Source organism: Acinetobacter sp. ANC 5600, assembly GCF_002018395.1.
Lineage (GTDB): Bacteria > Pseudomonadota > Gammaproteobacteria > Pseudomonadales > Moraxellaceae > Acinetobacter > Acinetobacter amyesii.
This window is the reverse complement of the sequence record NZ_MVKW01000004.1, coordinates 42,130-61,718: the sequence shown is the minus strand read 5'-3', so window position 1 is coordinate 61,718 and position 19,589 is coordinate 42,130. Positions and strand designations below refer to the sequence as shown.

Genomic DNA, 19,589 nt, shown 5'->3' with positions numbered 1-19,589 from the left:
AATTAAGTTTTAGCACGTAGAAATACAGAGGCAATTTTGAATAAATTTAGTGTTTTATTACCTATAATTTTAGCAGCCAGTTTAACACAAACCGTTTTTGCAAAAGATAAAGCGGCATCTGTGAAAAAATCCTGTTTAAAGGATTATCCACTGGCAGTAGGTGATACAGATCCAGAGATTATTGGTTTTTATAATCAGTTATGTGACAAAAAAAATAAGAAAAATGAGAACTTAAAAAATGAAATTTTTGTAGATATTGCCAAAAAATATCAAGCTAATGGTTACAATTTAAAAGCATTGCAAGCGGTCAATCTGCTGCGAGAAAAGAACTATCAGTCGCCTGAACTTACTGATGTCACTTTTTTAGCAGGTATCGCTATTTCTTATAATGCGCTGAATCATATGCGCAGTAATGAAAATCGTACTCTAGATGAACAGACCTATTCTCCTGCAAAAGTGTTGTCGGATAATATTCGTTATATTCAGCCGACGATTGATAAATCTACCTCTACTTCAGCAGATGTTCGTGAAAAAAGCACTGAATCTTCGAGCAATGTGAAATCTAAACAGACGATACCGACTAAAAAACGAACCAATACAGCTTCTACGAAGCCTAAACAAACGACTACAGCAGCAAGTAAAAAGAAAACCACCACGCCAGCAAAACCGCAACCTACAGCGAAAAAACCTGCTACCAATAGTTCACCTTTCGATACATTGAAAAATAAATAACAAGGAAAAGCACTCATGGCAAAACGTGAAAGTGTACAGAAAAAACTTCAACGAATTCGTCCTCCTCGTGTTCAATTGACTTACGATGTTGAAGTTGGCGACGGTAAAGAAATTAAAGAATTACCATTCGTTGTAGGGGTGTTAGGTGATTTCTCTGCGGCATCTGAAGTAGAGAAAACCAAATTAAAAGACAAGAAATTTATTAATGTTGATTTAGATAATATTGATGAAGTCATGGAGTCTTTAGCGCCACGTGCTAATTTTCAAGTTGAGAATACCTTGACTGAAGACGGTGGAAAAATGTCGGTAGATCTTACATTTAAGAGCATGGCCGATTTTACTCCTGAGCAAGTTGTACAACAGGTTGATCCACTACAAAAGTTAGTTGCTGCGCGTGAGCGTCTGTCTGACTTGCGTAATAAAATTTCAAATAATGAACGCTTAGAAGATTTATTGGATGAAGTGTTACATAACACTGATCAAATTCGTAAGTTGAGTGTGGAGGCAGAAAATGAGTAATTTTAATACTGCAACTGCTGCAAACCTTGAAGCAACCGAACAATATTCACTTTTAGATTCAATTGTCGAACAAAGTCGTATTGCGCGTACAGATCAAGAACATGATCGTGCAAAAAGTCTGATCGGTGAGCTTGCCAAAGAAGTAATGGCAGGTACCATCACCGTTTCGGACAATATGACTTTATCAATTGATAAGCGTATTGCTGAAATTGATGCGTTGATTTCATCTCAGTTAAGTAAAATCATGCACCATGCTGAATTTCAAAAAATTGAATCGACATGGCGTGGTTTGTATTATTTCTGCCAAGAAACACCTTCAAATTCTTTAACAAAAATTCGTATGTTAAATACGACGAAAAAAGAATTGATTAAAGATTTCCAAGGTGCGACCGATTTTGACCAAAGCACGTTGTTCAAAAAAATCTATGAAGAAGAATATGGATCATTCGGTGGTGCGCCTTATGCAACATTGATTGGTGACTTTGAGTTTGACCGTACTCCATCTGATATGTATTTGCTTGAGCAAATTTCACATGTCGCGGCGGCTGCACACGCACCGTTTATTTCTGCTGCTAGCCCGAATATGTTGGGTCTAGAGTCTTTTACTGATATTGATCGTCCGCGTGATGTATCTAAAATCTTTGAAACAGCAGAATATGTACAATGGCGTTCATTCCGTGAAAGTGATGATGCACGTTATGTTGCGTTGACAATGCCACGTGTATTGGGTCGTTTGCCATATGATCCAAAAGAAGGCATTGCCACTGAAGGATTTAACTTCGTTGAAGAAGTTTCAGGTGAAAATCATAATGAATATTTATGGATGAACGCGGCTTATGCCTTTGGTACGCGTTTAACCAATGCATTTGATATGCATGGTTGGTGTGCTGCGATTCGTGGTGTAGAAGGTGGTGGTTTAGTTGAAGGCTTGCCTGTCCATACGTTCAAAACCAATGATGGCGAAGTGGTCTTTAAATGCCCAACTGAAATTGCCATTACTGACCGTCGTGAAAAAGAACTGAGTGATCTTGGTTTTATTCCGTTAGTACACTGCAAAAATACGGATTATGCAGCATTTTTCGGTGCGCAATCGACGCAAAAACCTAAAAAATATGACAGCGATACAGCAAATGCCAACTCTGCATTGTCTAGCCAGATCCAATACATCATGGCAGTTTCACGTATTGCACATTATTTAAAAGCAATGATGCGTGATAAAGTGGGTAGTTTTGCATCAGCGGGTAATGTTGAGACCTTCTTAAATGAATGGTTATCGCAATATGTATTACTCGATGATGGTGCATCTCAAGAAGCTAAAGCTCAGTATCCATTGCGTGAAGCTTCTGTAAAAGTTGTAGAAAATCCAGCTTTGCCTGGTCACTACAAATCTGTGGTTTTCTTAAGACCACATTTCCAGTTGGATGAGTTGTCTGTTTCATTACGACTTGTGACCGAGTTACCTCAGTCCTCAAATTAATTTGGGTCAACACTATAATAACTTTAAATAAATAGGTATTCAGAACAATGAAAGATATATACATTCAATTTCGTGGTAAGTATAAAGTAGACGGCGAATCTCGTGATGCAGAGCACAAGAGTTGGTTAGAAGTAAACTCTTGGACGCATAACATCCGTCAACCTAAATCTGCGACTTCTTCCAGTGTGGGTGGTCACACTGCAGAACGTGTAGAACATTCTGATATGGTTTTTGTTAAAGATTTAGACGCGACAAGCCCTAAACTTTGGGAAGCATGTTCAGCAGGTTATACATTTGATGAAGTTCAAATTGATTTCTACCGTGCGAATGGCGACAAACGTATTAAATATCTTCAAATCAAACTGAAACATGTGTTGGTTTCTAGCGTGACTCCAACTGTAAATGATGAAGGTGTTCCACACGAATCATTTGGTTTGAAATATGCTGCAGTAGAGTGGACATATAACCAACAAGATATTAACGGTACTGCGAAAGGTGCTGTTACTAAGAAGTGGTCATTATCTAACAACACTGCTTCATACGCAGCGTAATAGATGGATTCAGATAGAGGCTAACTTGGGTAGCCTCTATTTTCATTTTTTTAAATATTTATAAGAAGATATGAATCTCGATCAGCTTTATCCTTATGGTTTTAGAACGACATTATTTGACCGCTTATTACCAGCTGATGCTCAACAGACTCAAGGTCTGTCTTTGCAAGAACTTCGTGAATCTGTTGCTTCCGATTTAGAGGATCTCCTCAATAGTCGTGTGGCAAAATTAGATGAACTGATTGATGACTTTCCATTAGCAAAAAAGTCTATTTTGCAATTTGGCATTATCGATTTTGTGGGCTTATCGACAGCAAATCCATCGGATCGCGACAAAATTTGCCAGTCAATTGAGCAATCGATTGCTGCACATGAACCGCGTTTAAAACAGATTCGCGTCGAAATGCTCATGGATGGCCATAATATGGGGGCACTATGTTTAAGTATTCAGGCATATTTAAATATTCATCCTTTATACGAACCAGTTATTTTTGATGCCTTATTAAAACCAACAACACAACAATATGTTATTTCTCCAAGAGCTTAATGAAGTGGGTTATCTGTGATTGAAGAGCTGTTACCGTATTACGAAAAACAACTACAGGAATTTGGACAACAGTCCCGTGAGTTTGCCAGTAAATACCCCAAAATCGCCCAGCGTTTGTCTTTAAACCAAGAACAAATAGATGACCCGCATATTGAGCGTTTAATTCAAGCCTTTTCTTTAATTTCTGCACGGATTGATAAAAAACTTGCAGATAGTTATGACGTTTTTACCCGATCAATTTTTGAGGTGATGTTTCCTCAATATTTAAAACCATTTCCTGCATGTTCTGTGGTGAGCTTCGAAGATATAAATAAAATTAAGCAATTAACAGATCGACACGTTATTCCAAAGGCGACCAGTCTAAAAGCCAAAAGTACGCGCGGTGTTCAATGTGAATATCAGACGGTACAAGAAGTAACATTATTGCCGATTCAATTAAAACAGCTCAATTTCAAAACTCATCCATCGGCACATATGCATTTAAATCAAAATGCTACATTGAGCTTAGGATTTGAAATTTTTTCGAATAAGCACGCTTTACTCAAAAATGAAACTTTGCCGATATTTTTAGACGCTATTTCTAATTTTCCTTTGCAGGTTTTAGATAGTATTTTTAAATCGACTACAAGTTTTTCGATTCGTGTGGGGCAGCACATTTTTGATATTGCTAATCCATTTGAAATTATGGGCTTTGATGAAGTTCAAAGTGTTCTACCTATCGATCAACATACACATCATGCATATCGTTTACTGATGGAATATTTTTGTGTTCCTGAAAAATTCAATTTTTTAAATCTAAATCTAGATTTCATTAAGTTTTTAAGTTTAGAACATAGTGAATTTGATGTTCAAATGCACTTTAAACTCAATTTAAATGATCAAGCAGCAATTCGAAATTATTCTGAATTAAATGCTGCAAATTTTAAATTGTTTGTTACACCAATTGTTAATCTTTTCAATAAACAAGCAGAGCCGCAAAAGATTAATCATAAGCGAATGGAATATCCATTGGTGACAGATGCACACCATCCTGAATATTTTCAAGCCTATAGCATTTTAAAAATGAATATGGTGCGTGAAAAAAGTAACCAAGATGAAGTGTATTATCCGGTACTGCCTTTTTTTGCAATGAGTCATTATCATCAGGATAAAGTCCAGTTTTTTTATAGTTTAAATCCGCAGCAGATGAAGAATAAACATCAGGAATTAAACTATTCAATCATATCTCGTGCTTTAGACCCACATAGCACTCAGTCCGATTTTATTAGTACTGAACTACTATGTAGTAATCGTGAGTTACCTTACGAAAGTTATAATAAAGATCAGAATGCATTAACTCTGAATGATAGTAATTTGGCCCGTCGTGCCCTGATGCTCAAACGACCGTCGTTACCGTATTATTTTGAGCAAAATAAACAAGAACAGTGGCGGGTCATTTCACATTTATCTTTGAATAATATGTCTTTAATGAAAGGCGATACGGTCTCTCATATTAAAGAACTTTTGGAATTGTATAATTTACCTAAATCGAAAGAAAACCAAATTATTATCGACTCCATAAAAAATATTCAGTTTTCTACCACACAGAAACTTGTAGATAGTAAACCGTTTCCATTATTTGTCAGAGGTTTAAAAGTACAGCTCGATATCGATGCGGATATATTTAGAGGGCATAGCCTGTATATATTTAGTCAATTGCTAGCCCATATCTTTAATTTAAAAGTCAATATGAACAGCTTTGTCGATGTCTCGGTTTTTGATGCAAATAGTCAACAGGAGTTATACCAATGCGTGCAGAACGTTGGTGGCAAGAAAGCTCTGTAATTGACGGACTTTTCCAAGAACCGAAAGCCTACGAGTTTGTTCAAGCTACTCGTTTGTTAAGACATGCACCTTATGGAGCAGCTCAAGTCCATTGGGCCAATGACTTTGAGTTTAATAGTTCACTTAATTTGAACTTCCCGAACACTGAAATTGAAAGTTTAGAGTTCAACGATGAGAAAGTTGAACTGACAAATTTAATGGTGGGTTTAACGGGTATTCAAGGTGCATTACCTTATAGCTATACCAATAAGATTAAGCTCAGCGGGCGACATCAGCGACACGAAACACAAAAGTTTTTAGGACTGTTTAATCATAAATTAACAGCACATTATGTTGATGCCAGTTTAAATTATCATTTACCTATTCGTTATGAAATCGAGCAGGATAATCACTATCTTGATATTTTACATGCATTAAATGGTTATATCCGTAGCCAGCATGATCAGCCAGATTTAGATGATTATTTTGCTGAATTCTCAGGTTTAATGCAGGGGCAAAACAATACAGCTTATGCATTAAAAACCATGCTGAATTGTATCTTTAAGCAGAAATTTGATATTCGAGAATTTATCCCTGAAACTTTTGTATTTGAAGAAGATCAGAGAACATGTTTAGGTGGATCTCAGCCGAGCTTATTGGGGCTGAATACTTTTTGTGGTGAGAAGATTCAACAGATTGACGAAAAAATTGAAATCGTGATTGGACCTTTAAATCATGAAGATTATTTAACATTTTTACCGAATCAGGCACGCAGCCTAAAATTAAAACAAATGATTCAAACTTGGTGCAGTCCAACATTAATGGTGGATGTGCGCTTAATTTTACAAAAAGAAGAAATAAAACCGGTGTGTTTAAATTCTTTGAGCGGAATTGGTTTAGCTCAGGGAGCATTTTTACAGCCGAATAAACAGGTCGATAATACAGAAACCTGTTATGCCTTAATGGGGAATTCATAATAATGCTGAAATTAATAATTGGAACCTTTAGTACGCTTTTTGTTTTGTGTACTGCTTTCGTGATTTTTTACTGGCGAGATACAGGCTATGACCCTACAGCTTTTGATCTGATCACCTATTTTCTACTTCTTCCTGTCGCTTTATGTGCAATTATTTTGTCGCCTTATTTGCTTTACAAGGGCATTCAACATCAAAAAGAAAAAAAACTTGAAGCTGAAAAACGTGCAGAAGAACAAGCTGAGCAACAACAACTTGAGGTCATTGAACAAGCAAAACCAAAGCCTGTCGATGTACAGCAATTTCGTTTAAATGTTTATTCTTCAGCGGCTTGGCATAGTTTTGGTGAAAACGAACAAATTATCCAAGATATTCAACAATTCAAAAGTCCTGAACTCGATGATAAATTATTCAATGCATACGGTTTGCCTGTTCTTTCATTTCGAATTAAAGATTTAGATGAACTTACTAGTGAAGAAGCAGATGATGAATTTAGTGCCATCACCATGCGTGAAAAACGCATCCAGTCACTTATTCAGCAACAACTAGAGCAACACGTTGAAAGTCTATTTTTAATTGCAGAGCATCTGAAGCAATCAGCACTCTTTTATGATAGTGAATTGGCATATCAGTACCGTATGCATCCGGGTTGGGTGGATCCAGATTATACGCAAGATGAACATCCAGAACATTTGGCGAACAATGCACAGCAAGTTTCACGTCTAAATCGTATAAATGTTCATATTTTGCTTGCTGATAATTTGATTCATCAATGGAATGATGATTATGCTCAAATTATTCAGCAATATCTATCTGACGGATTTTCGATCATTCCCGAACAAATTCATATCGAGCCACATTTTATCGGCACTCAAGTCGCTTATTCAGAATGGTTAAGCATTTTAGAGATGATTTCAAAACAAAAGTTTGAAGTCAGTTTGATTCTGAATGCTGACTCTGAAATCGACCAAGAATGGATTGATGAAAAGATGTGGTTACAAGAAAAATACATTGCTGCAGAGTTTGCATCGAGTTGGTGTTTGGCTGCTTCAGACGTTCAAGTTCGAGGTTTAACTCCAAATAAAGTGCTACAAGTGGTGGCACATGAGCCTGAGTTGAAACGTAATTTAGAGCTTAAAGCACTGAATAATTTAGATCAGTATGATCAAGAACAACCCTTTTTATTGATGTTAGATGATGCAACAGATATGAAAGTGGTGAAAAAATTACAGCATAAATTTAATGAAACCGCGATTGAAACCTATCATTTTTTATATACAAAACAGAATCTTGGAAATACCCAGCAATTGGCAAAAATTTTTGGATTCATGTTGGGTATGCACTTGCCAGAAGAGTTAACTGCCATGATTTATAGCACAGACCAAGAATCGACATTTGCTTTTATTCAAGCATTTTCAGTAGAAGATGAACTTGAACAAGAAACTGTTTAATTAGAATTAAGACGAAATTGAGAACATTGTGAACACACTATTTTATACGATCCTCGGTTATGTTTGGCAGTACGTCACCAATCCTAAAGCGATGGTGGCTTTGTCATTTTTTGTGGCCATTGTGGCTATGCATAATTCGATTCCACAAAAGACTTTTTACATTGTGGTTGCTGTTTATATTCTCGGATTAATTCTGTGGGGTATTTATGAATTAGTGCAGCATTATCGTCATAAACAGCAAGGCGAAGAGCTGGCTGAGGCGATTGCCAAAGATAATGAAGCTGAATACGGCAAACAAAAGAATAAAGAAGAACTTGCGCTGATCAATCAGCAAATGAAAGACTCGATTCAACTTATCCGTAAATCAAAACTTGGCGACAAAAAGGGTAATGCAGCGCTATATGAATTACCTTGGTACATGGTGATTGGTAACCCAGCAGCGGGTAAAAGTTCAGCGATTTATAATTCTGGCCTTAGATTTCCATTTGAAGAAACTCATCAGAAAATGGTGTCAGCAGGTTTAAGTGGAACACGTAACTGCGATTGGTTTTTCTCTACAGATGGTGTGTTACTCGATACCGCAGGTCGATATTCTGTTTATGCCGAAGACCATTCAGAATGGTTAGGTTTCTTAAATATTCTCAAAAAAAACCGTTCTAAAGCACCAATTAACGGTTTAATCGTGATTGTTTCTGTGGCTGAGCTTGTCAGTCAAAGTCCTGAAAAATCAATCAAATTAGCCAAAAACTTACGCGCACGTATACAGGATTTGACTGAACGTTTAGAAATTTTTGCGCCAGTGTATATCGTTTTTTCAAAAATGGATTTGATTGCCGGCTTTACTGAATTTTTTGATTGTTATGATAAGGATGAATTTGATCAAGTTTGGGGTGCAACACTGCCTTATGATCCAGACTCATCTGAGCATGCTGTTGAGATGTTCGAAAAGCATTATTCAATTTTATACGATGGTTTGAAGAGCGTCAGTACTACGCACTTGAGTCGTCGTCATTCGCAAAATATTTCTCCAAGTGTAATGACATTTCCACTTGAGTTTAAAAGTTTAAAGCCAGTGTTAAAAACTTTTATTGGTACGTTGTTTCAAGACAACCCTTATCAGTTTAAACCAGTTTTCCGTGGGTTCTATTTCACCAGTGCGTTACAAGAAGGTGTGATTGAAAGTCCAATGACCGAGCAAATCGCTGAAGACTTTCATTTGGTGAAAAGTACGGATAGTGAGTTTGGCATTCCTACGAATTCTGTTTCGCAAGACCATGGTTATTTCTTAAAAGGACTCTTTTCAACCGTCATTTTAAAAGATAAAAATCTAGTTAAACAACATATCAATCCTGCACGTAAACGTCAGCGCTTTATGGCATTTATTGCTGCATTGTTATTGGTTGCTGTGGTGCTTGGGTTATGGGTTTGGTCGTATCGTAATAACCAACAACTCGTGGCGGAAGTTCAAGCTGACTTAGACAAAGTTGTGCAAATGGAAAGCCGTAGCGGAAGTGAGCTTTCGACTCAATTGGATGCATTGCTGATATTACAAGGGCATTTACAGCAGCTCGATCACTTTGATGAAGATCGTCCTTTGAAATACAGCTTTGGTTTATACCAAGGGAATAAAATCCGTGAAAAACTTAAAGTTGAGTATTTACGTGGTATTCAACAAATTGTATTGGCACCATCTCAGCAAAATATGGCGCAGTACTTACAACGCGTTAAAGCCAATGAAGCGACGTTGAAAGAAAATCACGTCAATGTGCAAATCACTCAAGCTGTGAAATCAAATCAGCCCTATTTAGAACCATCAGATACTAACCCTCAGGATGCATATAATGCACTGAAGGCGTATTTGATGATGAGCAATCATAAATATATGGAATCGAGCCATTTGAGTGACCAAGTTACTCGTTTCTGGCGTTCATGGTTAGATTCAAATCGCGGTCAAATGCCACGTGGGGAAATGATTCAAAAAGCTGAACAAGTTTTATCTTATGCGATGACTTTAGCTGCTGATCCTGCGTTCCCGCAAATGGAATCTGATCCTTTATTGGTTGATCAAACACGTCAATTATTGACGGCTGTTACTATGGGTATTCCTGCACGTGACCGCGTTTATAATGAAATTAAAATGCGTGGTTCGGTACGTTTCCCTGCGGTGACAGTGAAGCAAATATTAGGTGAAACAGGCCAAAACAGCATGTTAGGTAGTTATGCCTTGCCGGGTATTTTTACTTACCAAGCTTGGAATGATTATGTAAAAGATGCGATTAACCAAGCTGCGAATAATCCGACAGATACCCAAGACTGGGTACTCAATACCAATCGATCGGATGACCTGACGTTTAGTGGTAGTCCAGACCAGATCAGTAAACAGTTAACCGAACTTTATAAGCAGGAATATATCGCTGAATGGCGTAAATTTTTAAATGCTGTGCATTATGGAAAAGGTGCAGATGTCGCTCAGCAGTCACGTTTTATCGATATTTTAGGTGAACCTGAGAATTCTCCAATTCGTAAAGTGGTGGACCGTATTGCGAAAGAAACCAGTTGGGATAATCCAATTGTTCAAGCAGAACTGGCTGCGCCTCAGAAAGGCTTTATTGCGTGGTTTAAACGTAAAGTTCTCAGCCGTGATGATGCGCAGCAGGCACAGCAAGTTGCTTCTAAAGCCGGTCAAGGTGTTATTGCAAAAGAGTTTGATGTGTTCTATCAATTGGTTCGTAAGCGTGATGATCAGCAAAACAAATCTATTTTAGATGAATACATGCTGTCTTTGAGTCAAGTACGTAGTAAGTTCAATGATTTGAAGAGTGGCGGTGACATGGGGCCTGCAAGCATGACATTGGTGAAACAAACCATCAATGATCAAAGCTCTGTCTTTAATAGCACGCAAAAATTTGTGGATGAAAAAATGTCTGTGGGTCTGAATGAATTAGACCAGCAGTTGATTCAAAAGCTCTTTATGCAGCCGGTGACCCAGTCATTTGAAGTATTACTGATCCCAGCTCAAAACGAAATTAATAAGTTATGGGCAATGCAAGCGTATCAACCATTTACAACCAATCTTGCACCTAAATATCCATTTAATAGCAATGCTACTTTACAAGCGACCAGTAATGAAATTAGCCAAATTTTTGGTGAAAACGGAAGTATTGCTCGTTTTGTAAAAGAATATTTGGATCCATTGGTGATTCGTCGAGGCTATACCTTAACCACGAAAACATGGAAAGATTTGGGCATTGGTTTAAATCCACAATTTGTAGCGAACTTCCAACGCTATGTTGCGCCAAGTAATGGCGTTGCTACAGGGGAATTGAGTCAAGCAGCACCTGCGGCAACCAATCAATCGAACTTCCAGTTCTTCCCATTAGAAAATACACAGTTGCTTTCATATACCATTGATATTGATGGTCAGCGTATGGTGTATGAAAACGGTGTTCAGCAATGGGTGAACTTCGTTTGGCCAAATAAAGGGGCAATTCCGGGTGCACGTATTACTGCAATTGACTTGGAAGGTCAAACGCATACGATTTTTGATGAGCCGGGTGAATATGGTATTAACCGATTGGTTGAAGGCGCTCAGCGTACACAAAATGGTAATTCATTTGAAATGGTGTGGCGTAGCAAACAAAATCCAAAAGTGTTTGTAAAAGTGAACTTCCGTTTAATTAGTGGTAACGCATCTGGCCCAACTACAGGTTCAGGCTATTCAGGTATGACTCTTGTTGATCAAGTGGTGACGAATAAAGGTATTCGTGTCGTCGCAGCGCAAACGATGCCTGCAGGACAAGCGCCTGTAGTGCCAGCGACTTCACCGATGAGTGTTGTGCAAGGAACAGCAACACCATGATGATGAATTTAAAAATGAGAGCGGTGGCATTCGTGCAAAAGAACAAGGAGTGTGACGATGTATGAAGTGAGAACGACACCGCTGTATTATGGGAAATGTCCAGCTCGTGGTGACTTCTTAAAGAGCCGTGAACAATATTCACTGATTCAGTTAATCGATCAGTGGATCACGGAGGCGCTTGAGTTCGCTATGCGTTCAGACAATTTTAATGCAGCGTATAACTCACTGCCTTCATTAGATTTCTTTATTGCCAGTCCAAAAGATAAGCGTTTTTTGGTTGCCAATTTGATTAGTAGTGAAGACAGTTCAAAGCGTCAATTTCCAATGGTGCTCGCTCATCTGCTAGAAATCGATGATCCTTTCGATAATATTTTGTATGCACCTTTTCGTTATAAACAAACCTTAATTGACTTATATCAGCGTAACCGAGTGATGCGTTCTATTCGCGATCCCGATATTTTGCTCGATAAATTAGGCAAACTGAATAACGAAATTCAAGTGTTCGGGACAGAAGAAACCTCTTCTTTTTATGAGCATCATACGTTGCATTCATTTGCACGTTTATTGAATTTTACGCCTTATCAGTTGGCGCAAAGCATGATTGGTCTCGGTTTGCTGCTACAACCGATTATTCATCAGGGCACGTCTCGGTTGAATAAAGTGTTGATTTTACCAATTAATAATATTAGTTACTGCTATGAAATTGCGGCTTTTTGGGTCAACCTAATTAGTCGTTTTGTCGAAAACCAAGATGCTGAGTTACTCATTGGCATCCTACACAGTGATTCACCTGTTTTACTGTTTGGTTTTCAAGGTGCTGATATTACTGCACTCAGTGATGTTTTTACCCAAAATATGCAAAGTGATCATTGGGTTTCCCTGATCGATGCCAGTTGGATTGATCCTTATCTTGAACAAAATGCAGGCTTAGCCGTTTTGGAACAGTCTTTGAGTGAGCGTCAGATCAGCCTTATTCATGGCATTAAACTTTTTAGACAGACTTTTATAGAAGAATAATGATGCAAAGAATCTTACCAATGTTGCCCAAATTTATTGCGAGTGTATGCATTTTAGGTTGTTCGACTTTGCTTTGGGCAGAGCCTATTGTGATTGAAGGTGCTGTACCGAATGAAGCAACCAAGCAAGAAATATTAAATAAAGCCTATTTGACCTATGGTCAGGCAAATGTGGTTGATAAAATTCAGGTTCGAGCGGTTACAGCACCTAATGGTTGGGGTAATAGCGTAAGCCAAATGATTAATGATGACCTAAAAAAAGTAAAACAGGGGAAACTCTCTGTACGCGGAACGCAAGTCGATTTAAGTGGCAAGATGTCAAATCAAAATGATATCCAACCCACGACCACCAAGTTTCAGTCTTTGGTCACAGCACCTTTTCGTTTCAATGCACAGCTTTCTGTCAATCAGGCTGAACAGGCCATTATTGATGCGGCTTTACGTAATCGTATTATTGAATTTGAATCTGGAAGCGCGATTTTAGCACCATCTGGGGTACAGATCTTAGATGAAATGGTTATCGCACTGAATCGCGTCGGTGGGAAAAAAGTACGAATTATTGGTCACACAGACAGCTCGGGGAATCCTGAGAAAAACTTAAGTTTAAGCCAAGATCGTGCTAATGCAGTTAAAAACTACCTGATTTCAAAGAATATTGCGGCGGCGAACTTAAGTACTGAAGGGATGGGCTCAAATAAGCCTGTAGCAGACAATGCTACGCCTGAAGGCCGTAAGAAAAACCGTCGTATTGAGTTTGAAGTGCTGTAACTATTTCAACTTAACTACAACGGCTAATGCAACGAATGAACCCAGTGTATCTAGACTGGGTTTTTTTATGCTAATTGACTCAGTCGATTATTTGATAACTGAAAACGACATTTTTTAAAGTAGCAGTGTTATAACTAAATAAGACTATATTTTGAATAGGGATAAAGTTTTAATTTTTGCATTTTATAACACTAAAGCATTCATATTTTGAGCAATAAAACAGTGGATTCTAAAATCAATTAAGGTTAAAACATAAGAATCAGTTTTGGATATGCGTTTCATATCTACTGCTTTCAACCTTGTCGATAAAGAATAATCACTTTTGACATGGTGCAAAGTTTTAAAAAATCTGCAGGACAGTGCGGAAAAACAACAACTCAATATGGATGAATGTGGGAGCAAAGAATGCTTGGTAATATGATGTTTAAACCGCTTTTGATTAGTAGCATGATTGAACATGCGGGTCGCTATCATGCGGATAGTTTAGTCATTTCAAAAAATACAGACTCGACGATTACGAAAACCACTTGGGGTGAAGTCCATAAAAATTCAAAACGATTTGCCAATGTTCTTGCATCACTCGGTTTAAATTTAGGGGATCGTGTTGCGACCATCGCTTGGAATAACCATCGTCACTTAGAGTCTTGGTACGCTATTTCAGGTAGTGGTTATGTATGTCACACCATTAATCCACGTTTATTTCCAGAACAATTAATTTTTATCATCAATGATGCCGCAGACCGCGTCATGTTATTTGATAAAACCTTTTTGCCTTTAATCAAAGCAGTAAAACCACTATTAAAATCTGTTGAACATTTTATTTGTTTAGATGCACCAGATGCAGCAATTATCGAAGCAGTGCCAGAAGTTAAATTTTATGATGAACTCATCGCGGCGCAATCTGCAGACTATACATGGCCAGAATTAGATGAATTATCGGCTAGTTCGTTATGTTATACCTCGGGTACCACAGGCAATCCGAAAGGCGTGTTGTATAGTCATCGTTCAACAGTCTTACACAGTTATGCGATTTGTATGCCGGATTCATTAAATATCTCAGCGCGAGATATTATGATGCCTGTTGTGCCGATGTTCCATGTCAACGCATGGGGTACGCCATATGCTGCGGCAATGGTGGGATGTACTTTAGTGCTGCCAGGCCCAGGTTTAGATGGTGCGAGCCTGACACAAATGATTGATGACTATAAAGTATCTGTTGCATTGGGCGTTCCAACGATTTGGCAAGGTTTAATTAATGCTGCGCAGCAAGCGGGTAGTCAGCTCCAGAGTTTAGTGCGTAATGTAGTTGGTGGATCTGCTTGCCCACCTGCGATGTTAAAAGTATTTAAAGAACAATTTAACTGTGAAACGATTCATGCTTGGGGAATGACCGAAACCAGTCCATTAGGTTCTTCAAACCAATTTAAAGCCAAACATTTGTTATTATCTGAAGAAGAACAATTACAAGTACGATTATCACAAGGTCGTCCGCCATTTGGAGTTGATTTACGTATTACCGATGAAGAAAACGGTACACACGAAGTTGCACGTGATGGAGAAACGACGGGTAATTTACAGATCCAAGGGCATTGGATTATTGGCAATTACTTTGGCAAAACAGAGTCTGCATTAACCTCAGATGGTTGGTTTGATACCGGGGATATTGCAACCCTGAATGAAGATGGTTTCTTAAAAATTAGTGACCGTTCAAAAGATTTGATCAAATCGGGTGGTGAATGGATTTCTTCTGTTGAGTTAGAAAACTTGGCTATGGGACATCCTAAAATTGCAATGGCAGCAGTGATTGCAGCGACTCATCCGAAATGGGATGAGCGACCTGTTTTGATTGCAATTAAAAAGCCAGATGTCGATTTATCTGATACAGAAATTTTGGATTATTATGCAGATAAAGTCGCTAAATGGCAGGTGCCAGATAAAGTGATTTTCGTGGATGCTATTCCTTTGAGTGGAACAGGTAAAATGCTGAAAAAAGATTTACGTGAGCAATTTGGTGCTGTACTACTTGAAAGCTAACTTAATATAAGTCACTAACTAAATGTTGGTAAGGAGCAAAACGCAAAGGTATGTTACCTTTGCGTTTTTTATAAAAACTTAAATTTTGATAAATACCATATTCTTAATATGAGGTTTTTAAATAAATTTTTTTCAACGAATCCATAACCAAGTTCAATGAATAATCTAGCCGTGTTGGGTCGCATTCAATTCAATAAAAGCGTAAATTGATGAGGCATCCACCGTTAAACCACCTTTCTTATGTTTCCAGTTTGGATCTTATTCACTTTAATGGCTGCTTTTATGCAGTCATGGCGTAATGCATTTCAAAAACAACTCAGTACCACTGTTGATGTGTATGGTGTCACCCTTGCACGGTTTATTTTTGGACTCCCATTTGCCTGCATTTATTTATATGTGCTGTACCAACAACAGCCTGTGACTCAGGTGACCACATTTACAACTATGTTTTGGGTCTATGTGGTGATTGCAGGACTAAGTCAAATTTTAGCGACGATTTTAATGGTCTTGCTTTTTAAGCAAAAGAATTATGCCATCGGTGTCGGTTTAGCGAAAAGTGAAGCCATATTTGCGGCCATTGTTGGGGTGATTTTCTTAAGTGAACATTTAAGTTTATTTGGTTGGATTGGAGTTTTGATTGGTGGTGTTGCCGTTTTTCTTTTAAGCAAAGGTTCTCAACGACAAAAATTATCTCTGCCAACGTTATGCATCGGTGTAGGAAGTGGATTAAGTTTTGCAATTACCTCTTTATTGGTTCGTGAAGCCAGTATAGAGCTAAGTGATTTACCGACTTTGCATCGTGCGGCGTGGGTGTTGTTGAGTGTAATTGGCTTTCAATGTGTGATTATGCTGCTTTACCTCAGTTTATTTAGCCGTAAAACGCTCATTGCCATGTGGGATAGAGTCGGTCTGACCTTTCGCGTTAGTGTCTGTAGCTTTCTAGCATCCTTGGGCTGGTTTACTGCTATGAGTATGCAAACGGTTGCGATTGTCAAAACCCTAGGTCAAATCGAAATCTTATTTAGCCTCTTAATCTCTGCATATTTCTTTAAGGAAAAACTCGCAAGAACCGATCATTGGGGATTAGCCTTAGTGGTGATTGCGGCGATTATGGTGATTTGGGCTTAATGTGTGCTTTAAACATTCATGGAAGCAAATAGAGGCCGAATTTAAGTCAGATTTTCGAATATTTTTTTAATTAAAATATGAGAAAAATTAATGTTTACTAAGATATTTATCATGGAATTGTTTATGATTTAAAGGATGATTAAACTTTGAACATGATTGAAAATGTTCAAGTTGTTCAATTTATATATTTATTTTTCGAATTTTAGCGTTAATTTTTTTTAATTATTTTTTATTTATATTGCCAATATAAACAATGTATTGATGGGAGGGCTTAAATTTGGAAATACTCATACAAACATTATCCTTCCCAGCATTGTTAACGATTTTAGCTTCGGCTTTAGGCTGTGGATTGCTCATCGGTTTGGAGCGTCAACGTAACAACAATTTGGACAGTGAACAGAGTTTTGCTGGTTTACGCTCATTTACCATTTGTTCGTTGTTTGGAGCATTGTGTTTTTTAATCCATTTAACTGTTGGTGTGATCGGTGCAATTGTCGTCAGTATGTTTAGCTATTATGGATTAAGTCAACAAAAACAAGATATTGGAACAACCACTGAACTTGCTTTTGTCATGACTTATTTGATCGGTGCCGCTTGTGTTTTTAATATTCCACTTGCTGCGTGTTTGGCTGTCGTGTTGACCCTCATATTATTTGGAAAAAAAGGCTTACATCATTTTGCAGCGCATTGGATCAAAAACTATGAGTTAAGAGATGGGGTCTTTTTACTGGCATTGATCCTAATTGCCTTACCTTTAACGCCGAATCAAGCCTATTGGGGTTCAGTATTAAATCCCTATGTGATTTTAAAATTACTGATATTGATCTTGGTGGTGCAGTCATTAGCGCACATCGCCAAGCGGCTTCTATCTTCTGATAAAGCCATTATTTTATCGGCCTTGGCATCAGGTTTTGTGTCGAGCACAGCAACAATCGCAAGCTTAGGCATGGAAGTGCGAGCAAGAAAAGCCAGTGCCAAAAGTAATGCAGGGGCAGGACTTTTTTCATGTGTTGCGACATTGGTTCAACTCTTGATCATCGTACTTGGGGTGAGTTTTGCCTGGTTTAAAATATTAGTTATACCAAGTATCGTCGGCATCTTGATATTAGTCCTTGCTGCGCTATATCTGATTTATGGCTCATCTCAAGTTCAGCATAATAAAGAGACAGAACCCGAAAAACTTTGTGTAGAAGCGAATGAACCAGCGCCGTTAGAAAATACCGATAGTCGAATGTTTAGCTTAAAACAGGCGGCAATCATTGCCATCACGCTCACTTTGATCCAAGCACTTGTGTATGGATTAAATCTCGCTTTAGGTGATAAAGGCTTAATTTTAGGGACATTATTAGCATCACTCTTTGAAGTCCATGCAGCTATGGCAACCGTTGTGATGCAAGGTAATATCGATAATTTGACACTGGTTTATGCTGTGGTGATTGGATTATCAGCCCATGCAATTTCAAAATGTGTGAATGCATTTCTCACAGGTGGCTGGAAATATTTTCTATATTTTGCACCAACACAGTTACTTCATATGCTGTGCCTAATCGCGGTTTTGTTATTCAGTTTAAGATAAATGAGCCAAGTGACTGCTTCATATTATTCATGGCGCAATTGCATTAATTTGGCTTTTATTTGTGGCCAACTGGTTGAAATCCAACATACCAGCGAACCGAATGTCACTAAAATGGCGCCATGCCAAAAACTTAAACTCAGTGGTGTCTGTAAAATAAACATTGAAATCAATGAAGAAAAAATCGGACTAAAATACGATAAGGTCACCAATATCGTAATATTGCCTTTTATAATACCTACATTCCACGCTGCATAGCCCAATGCGGTCACGATGGATACGATTAACATATACTTACCGGTATGTAAGTCTACGGCAGGCATTCGCGGGATACCGTGAAATATCAACATTTTTAGCCATAGCACAATGGTGATCACGACGAAAAAGAATGAAATAGGGTTATGTCCATGACTGTATTTACGTGTAATCACACAGTAGAGTGACCATAAACTAGCGCCCATAAAAGCAAGAAAATAGCTTAATGGATTGGACTGAATGTTGGTAAAGACGGTAGACCAGTTAAAACTTCCGTTAACAGTTTGGATTAAAATAATGCCGCCCAAACTAATGGCTAAACCAATGATTACGAAAAAGTTAAATTTTAATTCTTTAAATAATATTAACGCGGCAATTGTCAGACTCGGCCATAAATAATTGACCAAACTGATTTCAATCGCTTGTTGAGCTGTTTGAGCCAAAGCAATGGCATACGAAAAACACAACTCATAAATCACAAATAAAAGGGTGGCATATATCAAAAATTGGCGCGGAACCAGTTTAAGGTTTGGAATTTTAAATAAGAGCAATAGAATAATTGCGCTCAAGGTATACATAAAGAGCACAGCAAGATCAGGGCCAATACTGAAACTAATTTTCTTAAGTAAACCAACAATAGAAGACCATTGTAAGATTGCACTGAATCCAATCAGCGTTGCAAGATTTTTGGACATGATTGCTCGAAGATTTCGCAAATAGCGAATGAATTTTTAATTTTTATTATAGTCTTTATTCAGTCGTTTAGTATAAGCGTGAAATTATCAAACTCTATTTAATTAAAAAGATTTAGAGCTCGTCGTACGTCAAGAGCAGCATGGCGATGAACTAGGTTTAGGTTCTGGTTTATTAACACAAGATTTAAAACTTGGACAATGTATTCA

General features: G+C 37.9%; 15 protein-coding genes. 14 read left to right on the top strand and 1 reads right to left on the bottom strand.

Annotated features, from left to right (window positions below; genetic code table 11):
• Positions 1-36: 36 nt before the first annotated feature.
• The 14 genes from B1201_RS09790 to B1201_RS09725 all read left to right on the top strand — a co-directional run bounded on the left by B1201_RS09790 (position 37) and on the right by B1201_RS09725 (position 18,435).
• Positions 37-732, top strand: a complete 696-nt coding sequence (locus B1201_RS09790; protein WP_078193365.1) for a hypothetical protein — start codon at positions 37-39, stop codon at positions 730-732.
• Positions 733-747: 15 nt separating this feature from the next.
• Positions 748-1,251 (top strand): type VI secretion system contractile sheath small subunit, encoded by a 504-nt coding sequence (gene tssB / locus B1201_RS09785; protein ID WP_078193364.1) that lies wholly within the window; start codon positions 748-750, stop codon positions 1,249-1,251.
• Positions 1,244-2,728 carry a type VI secretion system contractile sheath large subunit gene (gene tssC / locus B1201_RS09780; protein ID WP_078193363.1) on the top strand — a complete coding sequence of 495 codons (1,485 nt, stop codon included), beginning with the start codon at positions 1,244-1,246 and terminating at the stop codon, positions 2,726-2,728. The genes tssB and tssC overlap by 8 nt, the downstream gene beginning before the upstream one ends.
• 47 nt (positions 2,729-2,775) lie before the next feature.
• Entirely contained in the window at positions 2,776-3,279 is a 504-nt protein-coding gene (locus B1201_RS09775; RefSeq protein WP_078190771.1) for an Hcp family type VI secretion system effector, read from the top strand.
• Positions 3,280-3,349: 70 nt separating this feature from the next.
• Positions 3,350-3,826 (top strand): type VI secretion system baseplate subunit TssE, encoded by a 477-nt coding sequence (gene tssE / locus B1201_RS09770; RefSeq protein WP_078190770.1) that lies wholly within the window; start codon positions 3,350-3,352, stop codon positions 3,824-3,826.
• Between the two features lie 15 nt (positions 3,827-3,841).
• Complete coding sequence (tssF, locus tag B1201_RS09765; protein WP_078193362.1) at positions 3,842-5,650, top strand: type VI secretion system baseplate subunit TssF; 1,809 nt, start codon at positions 3,842-3,844, stop codon at positions 5,648-5,650.
• Complete coding sequence (tssG, locus tag B1201_RS09760; protein ID WP_078193361.1) at positions 5,614-6,606, top strand: type VI secretion system baseplate subunit TssG; 993 nt, start codon at positions 5,614-5,616, stop codon at positions 6,604-6,606. Before tssF ends, tssG begins: the two co-directional genes overlap by 37 nt.
• A 2-nt stretch (positions 6,607-6,608) precedes the next feature.
• On the top strand, positions 6,609-8,054 hold the full coding sequence (locus tag B1201_RS09755; RefSeq protein WP_078193360.1) for a hypothetical protein: 1,446 nt from the start codon (positions 6,609-6,611) through the stop codon (positions 8,052-8,054).
• A 28-nt stretch (positions 8,055-8,082) separates the two neighbouring features.
• Entirely contained in the window at positions 8,083-11,913 is a 3,831-nt protein-coding gene (gene tssM / locus B1201_RS09750; RefSeq protein WP_078193359.1) for a type VI secretion system membrane subunit TssM, read from the top strand.
• A gap of 57 nt (positions 11,914-11,970) precedes the next feature.
• On the top strand, positions 11,971-12,930 hold the full coding sequence (gene tagF, locus B1201_RS09745; RefSeq protein WP_078193358.1) for a type VI secretion system-associated protein TagF: 960 nt from the start codon (positions 11,971-11,973) through the stop codon (positions 12,928-12,930).
• A 20-nt stretch (positions 12,931-12,950) separates the two neighbouring features.
• Entirely contained in the window at positions 12,951-13,697 is a 747-nt protein-coding gene (locus B1201_RS09740) for an OmpA family protein (protein WP_227591916.1), read from the top strand.
• A gap of 405 nt (positions 13,698-14,102) precedes the next feature.
• Positions 14,103-15,731, top strand: a complete 1,629-nt coding sequence (locus B1201_RS09735) for a long-chain-fatty-acid--CoA ligase (RefSeq protein WP_078193356.1) — start codon at positions 14,103-14,105, stop codon at positions 15,729-15,731.
• A 240-nt stretch (positions 15,732-15,971) separates the two neighbouring features.
• Positions 15,972-16,859 carry a DMT family transporter gene (locus B1201_RS09730; RefSeq protein ID WP_078193355.1) on the top strand — a complete coding sequence of 296 codons (888 nt, stop codon included), beginning with the start codon at positions 15,972-15,974 and terminating at the stop codon, positions 16,857-16,859.
• A gap of 277 nt (positions 16,860-17,136) precedes the next feature.
• On the top strand, positions 17,137-18,435 hold the full coding sequence (locus B1201_RS09725; protein WP_078193354.1) for an MgtC/SapB family protein: 1,299 nt from the start codon (positions 17,137-17,139) through the stop codon (positions 18,433-18,435).
• A gap of 23 nt (positions 18,436-18,458) precedes the next feature.
• Here B1201_RS09725 and yddG read toward each other — a convergent pair whose 3' ends face one another.
• Positions 18,459-19,382: an aromatic amino acid DMT transporter YddG gene (yddG, locus tag B1201_RS09720; protein ID WP_078193353.1), complete on the bottom strand. Its 924-nt coding sequence runs from the start codon at positions 19,380-19,382 to the stop codon at positions 18,459-18,461.
• Positions 19,383-19,589 lie beyond the last annotated feature (207 nt).